Source organism: Barnesiella sp. B2-R-119 (genome assembly GCF_023656675.1).
Lineage (GTDB): Bacteria > Bacteroidota > Bacteroidia > Bacteroidales > Barnesiellaceae > Barnesiella > Barnesiella intestinihominis.
The window spans coordinates 332,846-348,920 of the sequence record NZ_JAMOKL010000004.1 but is presented as its reverse complement, the minus strand read 5'-3'; the positions used below and the strand labels follow the sequence as shown (position 1 = coordinate 348,920).

The following is a 16,075-nucleotide window of genomic DNA, read 5'->3' as shown; positions in this document are numbered from 1 at the left end:
ATGATTTCCACAAGTCAAAAACAATAAAACCTCGGAAAACTCTACCGGTATTCCGACAAATGCAATATCCGTTGATTACTGCTGCCCCGGAAAGAGAGAGCCGGATCAAAGAGCGATTGGACGAACGGACCATCGACAAGGGTGTCGATATAGTCGAGACAGGGACGGCGGGTCTCGTCTTTTAACAGGGACTCGTAGGTATAGCCGGTGTAACACCAGACGTTTTTGTGAGTTTCCTCTTTGAGGCGACGGAGCAGAGCCAACAACGCAAAAGGGTTGTAGAAAGGGTCGCCGCCCGAAATGGTGATTCCATCGAGAATGGGATTGTCGTTTATCTCGGCGACGATACGGGAGAGAATAAGCTCCGTGAGCGGCTCGCCGGCCACCGGACTCCAACTGCCGGGATTGTGGCATCTCCGGCAATGATGGGTACAACCGGCCAGATAGATGGCATAGCGTACCCCGAAACCGTCGGAGATAGTCTCGGGGTAAACATTGATGATATGAAGCGGTTCCATTATTTGTGTTTCACACGGTCACGCTCTTCGGCCTGCTTAGCGGAATTCCACGATTCGAGGCTTCCAGTGAGGTAACCTGTAATTCGTCGCATGCGCGATATATTCTCACTCTTGCAAACCGGACATTGCGTATAGATGACACCTCGGTAACCGCACGAACGACAGGTATCTACCGGGTGGTTGATCGACCCGTAACCGATTCCTTCGTCGTGCATCACTTTCACGATTTTGAGAATGACAGAGACATTCTTTTTCGCTTCGCCGTCGAGCTCGACATAGGTAATGTGCCCACCTTTCGTGATAGCATGAAAAGGGGCTTCTTTCTTGATTTTCTCTACAATACCCACTGGTTCTTTCACATCGATATGGAACGAATTTACGTAGTAGTCCCGATCGGTCACGCCCGGAATAACACCGTAACGTTTGCGGTCCATACGAGTGAAACGTCCCGAAAGCCCTTCGGCCGGAGTAGCCAAAACCGAGTAATTGAGATTGTAGCGGGTCTTGTACTCCTCGACAACATTGTTCATCACTCGTATGGCATCATAGAGTGTGTTCCATGCCTCTTGGTTATGAGCATGGCCTTCGCCGTAAATAGCACACATCGCATTGTGCCCGCCGATGAACCCGATACCCAATGTCCCGCTATCGATGACATCGCCCACCTCGTCGTTGGGTTGTAGCTTGCCACCACCTTTCCAAACGTCGTTGCCCATCATAAACGGGAACTGACGGGCAAGCGCTTTGCGCTGATATTCATAACGCTCGTAGAGCTGCTCGGCAATCATCGATGCCACACTGCGCACTTTCTCCAAAAATAGAATACGGGCTTCCCGACGAATAGCATGCTTGTCGCCATCGGGGTGCAACTCCTCAGCCTCCCGCCGGGCCTCTATTGCCAACCGGGGCATATTCATCGAAGTAAAGGAGAGATTACCCCGCCCCCACGAACTTTTAACACCGTGTAAATTCTCGAAGACCCTCGTACGGCATCCCATCGTCGCCACTTCGTAACGAAAACGGTCGGGATCATCGGCTTTCCAAAGGTCGTTTTTGTTGTATTCGGTATCTAAAAAGAGGAAATTGGGGAAAAGCGAAGTAGAAGTCGTGCGACAGGCTTCGAGCAACAGGTCGAAATTAGGCGCCTTGAATTTGATTTTTCCCGCCATCGCACCCTCGAAATCGGCCATCGCGGCATCGTAATCCTCATCGGTGTAAGAGACACCGTCTTTTACCTTAAATATCTGTATGGGGAATACCGGGACTTCACCGCTACCAAGCCCCTCGACAGTCGCCGAAAGCAACTCCCGCATGACCATACGGCCTTCGGCCGAAGTGTCCGTCCCGTAATTTATCGAACTGAACACCACTTGATTACCTCCACGAGAGTGCATGGTATTGAGATTGTGAACCAACCCCTCCATAGCTTGATGCGTATCTTTACGAGTCATCTCGTAACTTTGTCGCCAAGCGGTATCGAGTTCGGCAGCAGAGACGCTCACCCCTATCTCTTTCAAACGCTCGCCCAAAGCGGCTTTCTGTTCTTCGGTCATATCGATCGAAACGATTTCTTTCCGAAACAAATCTTTCAACGCCGGCATATCTTCCATTCCGTGCAAACGACAAATAAAGCCCACCCCGTTTTCGAGATGCTTGCGGAAACTCTTCAAGACGCCCGGCGCCATAAAATGGTCGAAAGCCGGAATGGATTGCCCGCCGTGTTGCTCATTTTGGTTGGTCTGGAAAACGATGGTGGCCAACGTGGCATAACTCTGTATGGACTGCGGCGTACGCACCGTACCGTTCTTGGTATGGAATCCCCGGTTGAAGATGTCCTCCAAATCATATTGTACGCAAGTGGTCGTCTTGGTGGGATAGTAATCGAGGTCGTGAATGTGTATGTCGCCTTCCCGGTGTGCCCGTCCATAACGAACCCCGACCAAATATTTATAGGCATAATCTTTCGTGACCTCCGAGGCGAATGTCATCATTTGCCCTGCCGGTGTATGAGACGACATATTGGCATTGCTCAGGTTTACGTCGTTCTTCTCGACCGCCACGATACCGTCCATCACCTGCTTCATCGATGTGCGCTTTTCACGTTCCTTGGTACGCCACTCCCGATAAATGATAAATTTCTTCGCTACCGAGGGATTGCGCATCATCAATTTGCGCTCTACCAAATCCTGAATCTCCTCTACCGAGATATTCTCCCTATCAATGGCAGCGGCAACCTCGGCCGTAACTTGTTTAATAGAGGTCTCGTCGTCGTTCATACCGTCGGCACGATAGGCCTTAGCGATAGCCCGCTCGATTTTCTCAATCGAGAAGTTCTCTTTGGATCCATCACGTTTCGTAATGGTAATACATGCATAGTCCATGCTGATTGTTATTAAAGATTCGATACTGCGAACGCCTCCTCGAACGTTCATTTGCTTCTCTCCCACTTCGGCAGGTCTTCTGACTTTTCCCAATCCGAAAACGCCTTCCCGATATTCAGAAACAGATTCTTTATCAGTGGCCTGTGTCAACGGACTTTTGCAGGAATTACAGCAGCGGGACTGTCCGGGATTCTCACCCGATTCCCTTTTTATCGATTGTGCCTCACAGCGACAACCGAACCGAAATGCGAGTGTAAAGGTACATAAATTCTTTCCAAGAAAACAACAAATCTACACACAAAAGTTTCCTGTTTTGGAAAACTTTTAGAATTATTTTATCAAGAAAGTTTCCCAAAACAGGGAATTATTGCCCATCAATATAGCACTTTTATTTTTTCTGAAACTGCCCGAAAAGATAGTGTTTTCATAGAGTCTCTCAACTTTACTTGTCGGTTTTCTTACTATTACAAGCGAGGTCGATAATCAGTGAGAATATCGGCTCAGTAGGAAATCTAAGGGAATTGCCCTTTTGCACAACCATAAAGTGAAAAGCCCGCCCTTCTCCCCCTGCGTTTTGCCATGTAAAATATAGGCAAAGTGGCACGTAGTGACAGAGGGAGTAATACTACAAAAATACTATATGCCATCTTTCCAACCCCTCTCCTTAGAAACTATTGTTTCTTCGGTGTCTCCTCTATATGGCTAACATAGTACCCCGTAATACTACGGGACACGGCAGGGGAGGAGATTGCAGCCCAATCCGTTCCCCTTGCTGCGTTTTTTCAACCCCTCCGTCCTTCGGACACCTCCCCTATATTTTGCTGTGCAAAACACAGAGGAGGAGTACACTTTGTATAGAAATTTAAGCAAGAATCAACCTTTCACCGAAAAGTCCGGAATGTGTTTGTTGACAAGTGGTTCATCGCTAAAATTCATGCCTACCCTACGGATTTTCGGCTGAACCGTAAAAGGCGGTTCAGTAGATACTGTCGGAATCTAAGGACGTTCATCGAAAACAAAAGGAGGAATACGTAGAAAACGCTATTCCTCCCTATTATAAAAGTACCCAATCGATTTTACAAAATGAGCATGGCATCGCCATAAGCCCCGAAACGATAACCTTCTTTCAATGCCGATCCGTATGCCTCCAAAACGATGTCATAACCACCGAACGCAGCTACCATCATAAGCATAGTGGAAAGGGGCATGTGAAAGTTCGTCACCAAATTGGTTGCCACAGTGAAATCGTAAGGAGGGAAAATAAACTTATTGGTCCAACCGTCATACGTTTTCATGTGTCCCCCCGTACTTACAGCACTTTCTATCCCTCGCATCACCGATGTACCCACGGCACACACTTTACGACCCTCGTCCTTAGCATGGTTCACGAGTTCCACCAATTCGGGAGTCACTCTCATCTGCTCGGAATCCATCTTGTGTTTCGTGAGGTCCTCGACATCGATTTCACGAAAATTACCCAAGCCGGAATGAAGGGTGAGGAACCCGTAATCGATTCCTTTAATTTCCATTCGTTTCAACAGCTCACGGCTGAAATGCAGACCGGCGGCCGGAGTGACAACAGCACCTTCGTTACGAGCAAAAATATTCTGATACCGATCGGCATCCATCTCTTCTACCGGACGGGCTATATAGGAGGGCAACGGCATTTCTCCCAACTTGTAAAGAGCTTCCTTAAACTCATCGTGGGAACCGTCGTAAAGGAATCGTAACGTGCGCCCTCGCGAAGTCGTATTGTCGATTACTTCGGCCACCATAGAATCGTCGTCGCCGAAATAGAGTTTATTTCCGATACGAATCTTACGAGCCGGCTCTACCAAAACGTCCCACAACCGATTCTCTTCGTTCAATTCCCGTAACAGAAAAACCTCTATCTTAGCTCCTGTTTTTTCCTTATTGCCGTAAAGACGAGCCGGAAAAACTTTGGTGTCGTTAAACACGAACACGTCTTTCTCGTCGAAGTATTCGATAATTTCCTTAAAAATGCGATGTTCTATTTTCCCCGTCTTCCGGTCGATTACCATCAACCGGGATTCATCACGGTTTTTAGCTGGATATTGAGCGATTTGCTCTTCAGGTAGTTTGAATTTAAATTGGGACAGTTTCATATCTTTAATTATTATTCTTTTTTCTCTTCTTCCAAAACGGGTTCCACGTCTATATGGTCTATCATGTCGGCGACCTGTTCGACCGAAAGGCAATCGGCAAGAGTCACGTCGCCCACTCGTGTACGGATCAATCCCACAAGGTGGGCTCCACTACCGAGCGCCTCTCCGATGTCACGAGCCAAAGCCCGAATATAAGTTCCCTTGCTGCACACGACCCTGATTTTGATTTCGGGCAATTCGCAAGAAAGCAACTCTATTTCGTCGATAACCAATTCTTTGGGCTTCAAGTCGACCGCCTGCCCTTTACGGGCCATATCGTATGCCCGGCGGCCATCGACTTTACAAGCCGAATAAGAGGGCGGTATCTGCATAATCGAACCGACAAATCGAGGTAAAGTTCGCTCTACACTTTCACGGGTGATATGTTCATGGGGATAAACGCCATCTATCTCTGTTTCCAAATCGAACGACGGTGTCGTCGCTCCCAGACGCAAAGTCGCTATATATTCTTTGGTCTGATATTGAAATTCTTCTATCCGTTTCGTCGCTCGTCCCGTGCATATAATCATCACGCCCGTAGCCAACGGATCGAGAGTTCCCGCATGCCCCACCTTCAATTTTTTTTGTTTGATGCGGCGGAGTATACGCACCCGTATGCGCTTGACCACATCGAACGAAGTCCAATGAAGCGGTTTATCGATATATATGATTTCGCCTTCGTTAAAGTCCATATCGGCGATATTAGTGAACAAGCGAATAAATTATAGCACAAGCTCCCATCGCCACACAATAGATAGCAAAATACACTAATTTGCCATTATTGACTAAACGGAGCATCCACTTACACGCCAAACACCCCGACACGAATGCGGCAAGAAATCCGATAATCATCACCGGTACGGACAATCCCGACTCCGCAGGAGAAAACCCTCCTTTCATCAAATCAAGAAGAGCCTCGCCCAAAATAGGAATAATCACCATAAGAAACGAGAATCGGGCCACCTGTTCTTTTTTGTTTCCCAGCATGAGTCCGGTCGCAATAGTCGTACCGGAACGCGAAAGTCCGGGTAAAACGGCTACCGCCTGCGAGAGACCGATGATGAATGCATCTCGATAAGATATATCTTCTTTCACCCGAGGCCGGGCATAATAAGCGAATGTCAACAACGCCGCAGTTACCAGCAACATGATGCCGACCAATAACAAACCGTTGCCAAAAAACGATTCTACATAGTCTTTCAGAAACAGCCCTACGATACCTACCGGTATCATGGACAAAGCTATTTTTGCCAGATATTTCGTTTCGCTATTCCACGTAAAACGGAAAAGTCCACGAAACAAAATCTCCACTTCCTTCCATAGCACAACAATCGTACTACATACTGTCGCCGTATGCACCAACACGGCAAAAGTGAGGTTTTCTTCACCTTGTATACCGAACAATGCATTCGCGATTTCGAGGTGTCCGCTGCTACTTACCGGCAGATATTCGGTGAGCCCTTGCACGAGGCCCAATATAAGAGATTCTAACCAAGTCATAATGTGATCAATGAAAATTAACGATATTATTTCGAATTACGCATGATCGCATAGACCATGAAAACGAAACCTGCAAAAGCTATACCGGGCGCCAACACGATACGACGGAAACTAAATATATCGGGGTTATAGGCCTCCGGTGTAGTACCGGGCCCCAGCATAAGCAGGAAACCGACGACGATCACAACGAACGCCACAGCTATAAGTATAATATTAGTCTTGCCGAGGGCAAACTCCGTTTTCTTTTGCTCTCCCGGAACAACGGACTCAGATTTCATTTTCTTAGATTCCATACATAAAAGTTTTTTCAAATATAATACAGGTCATCTCTATCCATACGAATATAACGATTAACAGCCCAATAAGCCGAAACCGCCGTTAAGATAATCCCTAAAATCAAAACCGACAAAAAGACCAATACCATCATGGGAACAGACAGCAGGGTCGTGAAGTTCTCCATCTCGGACATCAGATAATATATGCAACCCGAAAGCAACAACATAGCTATTACCGATGCAACGATACCGTTGATCACATTGGAAACGATAAAGGGCCGACGAATGAATGCCGGTGTAGCCCCCACCAGTTTCATCGTGTGGATAAGAAAACGCTTGGAGTAAGCTCCTAATCGAATCGTATTGCTTATCAACGCAAACGAAATGAGCATGAGAACTATCGCCAATGCCAATAACACCAGTCCTATACGACTCATATTGTCATTGACCGACTGGATAAGGTCTTTCTGATAAAGAATATCGCTGACGATTACTTGTCCACGGAGATTTTTTTCAATGACGGCCAAACTGTCGGTATTGGCATAATCGGCTTTCAATTTAACCTCAATAGACGATTGAAGCGGATTGACTCCCAACACGTCCTCGGGATTTTCTCCCAACTCGATCATCACCTCTTTCAAGGCATCTTCCTTCGATATATACTGCGCCGCCTTCACATATTTGGAACGTTCGAGCATTCTTTGCAGTTGATGCACCTGACGCTCGCCGGCCGATTCGTTCAAGACAATGGAGAAACCTATGTTTTCTTTGACATGACGGGATAGATTAGTCGCTAAAAATCCCATCAAAACCATAATCCCCAAGATAAAAAGAACCAATGAAACGCTCAATGTCGAAGTCATTCGGGCATTCAGAAAAGAAATCCGTTTGCTGAAAGAAGCCTTATTGTTCATATCTCTCTTTTTTACCAAATCGATGCACCTTTTTATGAGGGAAAGAACCTCTGTTAATAACTATTTCGACATCATTATCCCCTCTCTTTTTTTTCATATCGGAAAGCAAAAGGATAGTTTTAGCCCAAATTTTATGCAAAATAAAGTCTATATCGTTGAATTCGCTTCTTTTATTCACATATTTTAATAAATTCTATCTCAACTTATGATTTTCGAAATGCGCCGCCGTTTTCATTTTAAAGAGTACATACCCTATGGCACACAACACACAAGCCGTCGCATAGACCGTTGCATAATTCGATACTTCGGCTATCTGTCCACCGATGAGAACACCCAGCCCAACCCCTAAATCCCAAGCGGTAAGATAGGTGGAATTGGCTGTTCCCCGTTGATTATTGGGAGCCAGATTGATAAACATGGTCTGATAGGCCGGACAAATACAGCCATAGCCCAACCCCAAAATAACAGCCGCCCCATAGTACCCCCATTCATTACGCACGGCTACAAAAATCAGATAGCCCAGCAAAGAGAGCAACATGCCGACAAGGATATTACGGGTGACATATCCCCGGTTAAGCCAACGGCCCGAAGTGAGCCTCGACAAAATCAACCCTACGGCCAACAAAACAAAGAAAAAACCAGCTCCCGAATCGATACCCAACTCTTCTTTACCATAGACAGCAAGATAGGTGGAAAGCACACCGTAACTGAACGAGAAAAATATAAGCGTCAAAGCCTCGGGCATTCCCTTCAAAAGCAGGAAACGGTCGAGCGAAACCGGCGGCTTTTCAAGTATCGGCTCGCGGCGATAGGGCATTCGAATAGTCGAAACGCATATCAGCCCGATCGTGGCAGAAACCATCGAAAGCAAAAATATATAATCGAAATTGGCAAAAGAATCGTGAATATAAAGCGACAACGTAGGCCCGACGGCCATAGCCAAATTGTTGCTTACTCCGTAATATCCTATGCCTTCGCCCCTACGGGACGACGGCATGACATCGATAGCCACCGTGCTATTGGATACGGTAAGAAGCCCGAACGCTATCCCGTGCCCGGCACGAATAATGGCGAATAACAAGAGCGTACCGGCCAACAGATATCCCCCGAAAAAAAGGAGAAAAGTGAAATAGCAGATAAGCAGCAGTTTTTTACGGGGAAAGGTATCGACCATATACCCGGCGAACGGACGTATCATCAGCGCCGTGATGGTATAGGAAGACAATATGAATCCTGCCGTCGAACGGCTTGCTGCGAACGCTTCGCTCAAATACATGGGCAAAACAGGCAACAACAAATAAAAAGCAAAAAAAAGCAGGAAATTCCCGGCAGCCACCGCACAGAAGCTATGTGTCCACAATTTCTCACGAACAACCTTTTCCATCGACTTTTTTCATTTTATTCAAGCGCCTCGCCCAACAGAGTGGCCGACGATGCATCGTTCACTTTTACCCGGACAAACTCTCCTATGCGATGACTACCTTTATCGAAAACAACAACCTTATTCTGCGATGTGCGACCGAACAACTGTTCGCGCGAACGTTTTGAAAAACCTTCTACCAAAACCTCGAACTCTTTGCCGATATCCTTGCGGTTGCTTTCGAGAGAAAGCTCGTTCTGCAAATCGATCATACGTTGCAAACGAGCAATTTTCATTTCCTCGGGAATATCGTCGGGCAAGTGTTTGGAGGCATACGTTCCGGGGCGTTCGGAGTATTTGAAAAGAAACGAGGAGTCGAATCCCACCTCTCGCATCAAATCGAGAGTCTCTTCAAAATCGGCATCGGTTTCGGAGTGAAATCCGCTGAACATGTCGGTCGTAATGCCGCAATCGGGTAAAATACGGCGAATAGCGGCAATACGGTCGAGATACCATTCCCTCGTATATTTCCGATTCATCAACTTCAAAATGCGATTGCTCCCCGACTGCACCGGAAGGTGTATGTGACGGCACACATTGGGGTAAGCAGCGATAATTCTCAGAGTCTCGTCGCTCATATCCTTAGGGTGGGAGGTCGTGAAACGTACTCTCATACCTTCTGCCGACTGCGCCACCAACGCCAACAGTGCCGGAAAATCGACAACAGTCCCATCGGGACGTTCATATCGATAGGAATTTACGTTTTGTCCCAACAAAGTCACCTCTTTAAAACCCTTGATTTTCAAGTCGGCCAACTCGCCGAGAATACTTTCGGGCTCGCGGCTACGCTCACGACCGCGTGTGTACGGGACTATACAATAGGAGCAAAAATTATTGCACCCTCGCATAATCGAAATGAATCCCGAAATACGGTTATGACCGATACGGGAAGGTATAACCTCCCGATAGGTCTCGGTCGTGGAAAGCTCCACATTCACGGCTTTTTCTCCCCGTTCGGCAGCTCCGACCAAGTTAGGTAAATCGAGATACGAATCGGGACCGACCACGAGATCTACGCCGTTTTCGGTAATCAACTGTTCGCGAACCCTTTCGGCCATACAACCCAAAACCCCTATCACCAAAGATTTCTTATGTTTACGCAACGATTGAAAATAGGACAATCTCGAAAGGACCTTTTGCTCGGCGTTATCCCGAATGGAACAGGTATTGACAAATATGGCATCGGAGTCTTCGATCGTATCGCAAAGCGTATAGCCTGCCATCTGCATAATCGAAGCGACCACTTCGCTGTCGGCCACATTCATCTGACAGCCATAAGTCTCTATAAACAGTTTCTTCTCTTCTCTTTTTTCAAAAGTATCTTTATCCGATATATTTTTCATTCTATCTGTTTTTTCTTTCGTTTAATTTTAATTTATAAAAAATTCGTTCAGAAAAGTAATATTTTTATCATTAAAATTTGTTTTTTAAAAAATATTGTTTTTCTTTGCATACACATTACATGAAATTTTTTCATAGTTAAGGTTTAGGTTAAATCGGCTAAGAGTTGTTGAGAAACAGCTCTTAGTTATTTATAGAGTCCTAAAATTTGGAAGATTCTCAATAAAACTCTATATTTGAGGACAAAATTACAAAAAAGAGATGGATTTTTCAGAGATAATCGTCACCATAATCATCAGTTTGGTCATTATCGCTATTAACGCCCTGGGATCAAAAAAGAAACAAGAGGTTAAAAACCAGCAGGGAGAACGACCTCTACAAGATACCGAATCCCATGAGACGACCGATGAACCGTGGGGCGAAACTCGGACTTTGACCATAGACGATATATTCAAAGAGCTGCGGAAAGCGAAAGAAGAAGCAGAGCAGGAAGACGACTATATCCCAAAAGCCAAGAAAAAGCCACAGACACAAATACTCGAAAGACCGGCAGAAAAAACGCCGGAACCGATAATCCCCTCCACAATGCCGGAGAAAGAAGGTGTAGCGGTTTTTACTCATACCGTGCCGCCTATAACATCGTTACAGCACACCGATTACGATACTGCCGGAGAGAACCCTATCGATGTAAAGGACATAGATTGGCGTAAAGCCGTTATCGCATCGGAAATTCTAAATCGAAAATATTGAACCAGATAAAAACCTTAACCTTGAAATTTCTCAAAAACAACAAAATTTTTCGTAGATATGGCATTTAAATTTATCACCGCAGAAGAAGCGGCTGAATTCATTCATCACAACGACAATGTCGGATTCAGCGGATTTACCGCAGCAGGAACTCCCAAAGTAGTTTCCGTCGCTCTTGCAAAAAAAGCAGAAGCAGAGCATGCCGCAGGTCGCCCTTTCCAAATCGGAGTTTATACAGGAGCATCGACCAGTGATTACATCGACGGTGCTTTAAGTCGGGCAAAAGCAATCAAAAGCCGTACGCCTTATCAATCACACAAGGACTCACGCGAAGCGATCAACAACAACGAAATCGCCTATTTCGATTTACACTTGTCTCACCTTGCGCAAACCCTTCGTTACGGATTTCTCGGTAAAGTAGATGTCGCCGTCATAGAAGCGACCGATGTGACTCCCGACGGCGAAATTTTATTAGGACCCGGTGTAGGCGCCACACCGACTTTCTGCTCTCTGGCCGAAAAAATAATTATCGAGTTGAACCACCATGATCCCAAAGAGCTGCGTGGCATGCACGATATATATCAACCATTGGACCCGCCCTATCGTCGGGAAATTCCCATCTATAAACCGAGCGATCGTATCGGTGTACCTGTTATCAAAGTAGACCCGAAAAAAATCATCGGTATCGTCGAAAGCGACAAACGAGACGGTGTGAAACCATTCGCTCCGGTAGATGAGGTTACCATGAAGATAGGAAACAATGTCTGCAACTTCCTCGCACAACAATTAAAATCGGGCTTGATTCCTCCCCAGTTCCTACCTTTGCAGTCGGGTGTAGGAAACATCGCCAACGCTGTTTTGGCCTGCTTAGGTTCGAATCCCGACATTCCAGCCTTCGAAATGTACACCGAAGTCGTACAGGATGCCGTTATCGATTTGATGAAAGAGGGAAAATGTAAATTCGCCAGCAGCTGCTCCCTCACCGTGAGCGACGACAAGTTAAACGAGGTATTCCAAAATATCGGATTCTTCCACGACAAAATCATACTTCGTCCGGGAGAAATCACCAACAACCCCGAAGTCGTACGCCGTCTGGGACTGATTACAATGAATACAGCTCTCGAAGCGGATATCTTCGGTAACGTAAACTCCACGCACGTCACAGGAACCAAGATGATGAACGGCATAGGCGGCTCGGGCGACTTCACACGCAACGCTTATCTGTCGATATTTACTTGCCCTTCGACAGCCAAAGGCGGAAAGATAAGCGCCATCGTCCCTATGGTATCGCACCTCGACCACAGCGAACACTCGGTACAGGTACTCATTACCGAACAAGGTGTCGCCGATTTGAGAGGGAAATCGCCCATTCAACGGGCTCACGCCATTATCGAAAACTGTGCTCACCCCATGTACAAAGAACTGTTATGGGATTACCTTAAACTGGGTAAAGGGCACACGCCTCACCGCCTGAACGCCGCATTCGCATTCCACAACGAATTTTTGAAATCGGGTGACATGGCTCTTACCAATTGGGCCGATTACGAATAAATCTATTTAGGATCCGTAAGTGGAAGCAAGCATAATGCTTGCTTCCACTTACGTTTTTTCTATTCGACCACCTCTGTACAAATACATGAAAACACGACTCTCGTATTAAACGACCACGATATTATCCTCGTTTTATTACTTTCAATACTCTTAACGGCTTGTCTGCAATGGAAAAAGCAGAAAACCGACATTACCACAGCAAATCAACCGGAAGCCACAGAGTCTGACAACGGCACAATAGTAAGTCAGTGTGAGCAGCCACGATTTTTATCGCTAAAATTCTTGTCGCTAACCACATTCCAGACTTTTGGGAGAGGTTGATTCTTGCTTAATTAAACCTCCTCCATTGCCGTGCCCCACAATACTACGGGACACGGCAGGGGAAGAGATATATATACTACCCTGTTCCTGCTGTTGAAGGTATTCACCCTTCTCCCCTGTGTTTTGCAACGCAAAATATAGGGGAGAGACAGAGGAGCGGTAGCGACGAGGAGAGGGGTTGGAAAGATGGCATATAGTATTTTTGTAGAATTAACCCCTCCGTCACTACGTGACACCTCCCCTATATTTTGTTGGCCAACAAAACACAGGGGGAGGAGTTTTAACTCCCTCTCACCGCATTGTCTTAGCGAATAAGATAGATTGCGTTTACCCTTCGTACCCTATTGCATTAGCCACGTAGTGACGGAGAGGTTGAAAAACACTATTTCGTCAGGCTGTTTGTATCAGATTTTAACCCCCTCGCCCTGTGGCACTCCCCCTATATTCCTTGCAGGAACACCCCACAATACTACGGGACACGGACAGGGGAAGAGGGAGATACACCACGCTCCTATTATCGAAGGTGTCCTGAGTTTTGCCGCAAAACATAAAAGAAGAGGTTTGAAAAACCACACTAATGGTGTCACACTCCCGCCATTCTAAGAGGAGTGTGAAATCCAGCAATGCCGTAAAACACAACAAGGAGAAGATTTAAAGGACAAAACCTACTGATTACCCATATTGTCAGTCGTACCGGATAGAAACTTGGAATTGAACGAAACCAAAACGCCCATCAAAGAAGAAGGAGGAAGCGGACAGCTTCCTCCTTCTTCATATATTAAGATAACCCTTAAACTATCGAATGGGATGATATTCCACAAAAGCCTCTATGGCCTCGTACGAAGCCAACCCTAAGCTGGCATAAAGATCGGCCGTAGCTTTGTTGCGGTCTTCGGCACGTTGCCAGAACAGACGTTCGTCATCTCCCAAGAAAGGAGCACTCTCCATCTGCGACTGGTGTTTGAGGATAGAGTTACGTTTCTGACGCAATTCCTCGGGGCTAAGAGGAACGGCCATTTCGATATGGTCGATTTCCCATTCGGCCCATGCGCCACGGTACATCCAAATGCGGCAATCTTTCATCCAATCTTCGTCCTTGATTTCATCGATAGCGGCAAGGACGGCATCGAGACAAACTTTGTGAGTTCCGTGCGGGTCGGCCAAATCGCCGGCAACGAAAATCTGATGGGGTTTTACCGATTCGATCAAATCTTTTACAATTTGTATATCGGCTTCGGAGAGATCGCCTTTTTTAATGGTTCCGGTCTCATAGAACGGCAGGTTGAGGAAGTGTACGTTCTGCGGTTTAATACCGATATAGTTACATGCCGTACGTGCCTCGCCTTGACGAATCATCGTCTTGATGAAACGAATATCGGGCGTATCGGATTCCCCGTCTTTCTTCTTACCGATGAATTTATGTATCTCGTTGCTTTTCTTCAAAAGCTCGGGAGTATCGAATTTGAATTTCTTGGCAATGTTGTCGATCAACATGATGTAACGCATCATATCTTCGTCACCCACAGCGATATTACCCGAAGTTTCGTATGCCACGTGTACATCGTGTTTCTGGTCGGCCAATCGTTTGAGTGTGCCGCCCATCGAAATCACATCGTCATCGGGGTGCGGACTGAATACGATCACTCGTTTGGGATAAGGTTTGGCACGCTCCGGACGGAATGTATCGTCGGCGTTGGGTTTTCCTCCGGGCCAACCGGTAATCGTGTGTTGTAACGAATTGAAGATGCGGATATTGACATTATAAGCCGAGCCAAAAAGGGCTACCAATTCGCTCAATCCATTGTCGTTGTAATCTTTGTCGGTTAATTTCAAGATGGGTTTTCCTGTCACCTTGCATAGCCAAACGATAGCCCGACGAATGAGCTTCTCGTCCCATTCGCACGACGTTACCAGCCACGGACGACTGATACGCGTCAAAGCCTCGGCAGCCGACAAATCGAGTACGATTTTCGCCCGACGGTGAGTTTGCAGGAACGAAGAGGGTATCAAATCGGTAATGTCACCTTCGATCGTGCGTTTCACGATGTTGGCCTTATTTTCACCCCAAGCGACACAAACGATACGACGAGCCGACATCAAATTGGATATACCCAACGTAACGGCGCTGCGGGGAACATTCTCGCTCGAATTGAACTGCGACGATGCCATGTGGCGAGCATCGCTACCGAGCAGCATCAGACGGCAGGAAGAGTTGAGCTGCGAACCCGGTTCGTTAAATGCCAGATTTCCGACCGCACCGATCTCGCACAAAGCTAAATCGATACCACCGCAAGCCTCTATTTCTTCTTCGTAATTTTTACAATACTGGTACACATCTTCTTTCGATACCAACTTACCGGGCGAATGAATATTCTCGGGATCGATATTCACCTTGTCGAGCAACAGCTCTTTCAACAGGCTCATCGTCCCGGGAGCTCCTTCTGCCAAAGGATAATATTCCCCGATATTGAATACTATGACATTCGAGAAACTGACTTCGCCGGCCTGATACATGCGTACCAATTCGGCATAAACGGCGTGAGTACCGACACCCGAACCCAAAGCGAGCACACAATGACGATGCTCTGCCTTGCATTTCTGTATCAATTCCGCTACGTCATGAGCTACATACACCGACCCTTCCTCAGAGCCTTCGAAGATTTTGGTGTAAACTTTCTCGTCTCGTGTAAGAGCCGCAAGTTCCAACTCACCATCAGGAGCATAATACCTTTTGGGTATCCGATCCAGTTTAATCTGAGAACTTAGATTTGTTTTCATCGCGATAGTTTTTTTAAGTTACAAACTTAATGATTCCTTTACACTTTTTCTACACAAAAAAGGTAAAAAATCACGGAATCACTTTCGATTTTTAGAAAAATACACAAAATTTTCATATACACATCTGTACTTCCCAAAAAATGATTACTTTTGGGGAAAGCTAA

Annotated in this window: 12 protein-coding genes and 1 riboswitch; of the genes, 2 read left to right on the top strand and 10 right to left on the bottom strand. The window is 46.3% G+C overall.

Annotated features, from left to right (window positions below):
• Positions 1–41: 41 nt before the first annotated feature.
• The 9 genes from nrdG to miaB all read right to left on the bottom strand — a co-directional run bounded on the left by nrdG (position 42) and on the right by miaB (position 10,516).
• Positions 42–518 carry an anaerobic ribonucleoside-triphosphate reductase activating protein gene (gene nrdG / locus NBH06_RS09785; protein WP_250794111.1) on the bottom strand — a complete coding sequence of 159 codons (477 nt, stop codon included), beginning with the start codon at positions 516–518 and terminating at the stop codon, positions 42–44.
• On the bottom strand, positions 518–2,899 hold the full coding sequence (locus NBH06_RS09780; protein ID WP_250794228.1) for an anaerobic ribonucleoside triphosphate reductase: 2,382 nt from the start codon (positions 2,897–2,899) through the stop codon (positions 518–520). Before NBH06_RS09780 ends, nrdG begins: the two co-directional genes overlap by 1 nt.
• Before the next feature lie 52 nt (positions 2,900–2,951).
• Positions 2,952–3,159, bottom strand: a riboswitch (cobalamin riboswitch).
• A gap of 816 nt (positions 3,160–3,975) precedes the next feature.
• The gene (queA, locus tag NBH06_RS09775) at positions 3,976–5,025 is read right to left on the bottom strand and encodes a tRNA preQ1(34) S-adenosylmethionine ribosyltransferase-isomerase QueA (RefSeq protein WP_250794101.1); all 1,050 of its coding nucleotides are present in this window, start codon (positions 5,023–5,025) and stop codon (positions 3,976–3,978) included.
• A gap of 11 nt (positions 5,026–5,036) precedes the next feature.
• Positions 5,037–5,756 (bottom strand): tRNA pseudouridine(55) synthase TruB, encoded by a 720-nt coding sequence (truB, locus tag NBH06_RS09770; RefSeq protein WP_250794098.1) that lies wholly within the window; start codon positions 5,754–5,756, stop codon positions 5,037–5,039.
• A gap of 10 nt (positions 5,757–5,766) precedes the next feature.
• A complete protein-coding gene (locus tag NBH06_RS09765) occupies positions 5,767–6,564 on the bottom strand; it encodes an undecaprenyl-diphosphate phosphatase (protein ID WP_046412089.1) in 798 nt (265 codons plus the stop codon).
• Between the two features lie 26 nt (positions 6,565–6,590).
• Positions 6,591–6,857, bottom strand: coding sequence for a DUF3098 domain-containing protein (locus NBH06_RS09760; protein WP_008862963.1), 267 nt, complete (start codon positions 6,855–6,857; stop codon positions 6,591–6,593).
• A gap of 14 nt (positions 6,858–6,871) precedes the next feature.
• Positions 6,872–7,753 (bottom strand): cell division protein FtsX, encoded by an 882-nt coding sequence (locus NBH06_RS09755; RefSeq protein WP_021891771.1) that lies wholly within the window; start codon positions 7,751–7,753, stop codon positions 6,872–6,874.
• Between the two features lie 193 nt (positions 7,754–7,946).
• Positions 7,947–9,137 (bottom strand): MFS transporter, encoded by a 1,191-nt coding sequence (locus tag NBH06_RS09750; protein ID WP_021891770.1) that lies wholly within the window; start codon positions 9,135–9,137, stop codon positions 7,947–7,949.
• 14 nt (positions 9,138–9,151) lie between these two features.
• Complete coding sequence (miaB, locus tag NBH06_RS09745) at positions 9,152–10,516, bottom strand: tRNA (N6-isopentenyl adenosine(37)-C2)-methylthiotransferase MiaB (RefSeq protein ID WP_155012841.1); 1,365 nt, start codon at positions 10,514–10,516, stop codon at positions 9,152–9,154.
• Positions 10,517–10,775: 259 nt separating this feature from the next.
• Between miaB and NBH06_RS09740 the strand changes: the two genes are divergently transcribed.
• A complete protein-coding gene (locus NBH06_RS09740) occupies positions 10,776–11,264 on the top strand; it encodes a pseudouridine synthase (RefSeq protein ID WP_021891768.1) in 489 nt (162 codons plus the stop codon).
• Positions 11,265–11,321: 57 nt separating this feature from the next.
• Positions 11,322–12,812 carry a butyryl-CoA:acetate CoA transferase gene (locus NBH06_RS09735; protein WP_195492628.1) on the top strand — a complete coding sequence of 497 codons (1,491 nt, stop codon included), beginning with the start codon at positions 11,322–11,324 and terminating at the stop codon, positions 12,810–12,812.
• 1,116 nt (positions 12,813–13,928) lie between these two features.
• On the opposite strand, the gene NBH06_RS09730 is transcribed toward NBH06_RS09735, so the two are convergent.
• A complete protein-coding gene (locus NBH06_RS09730) occupies positions 13,929–15,911 on the bottom strand; it encodes a glucosamine-6-phosphate deaminase (RefSeq protein WP_008862969.1) in 1,983 nt (660 codons plus the stop codon).
• Positions 15,912–16,075 lie beyond the last annotated feature (164 nt).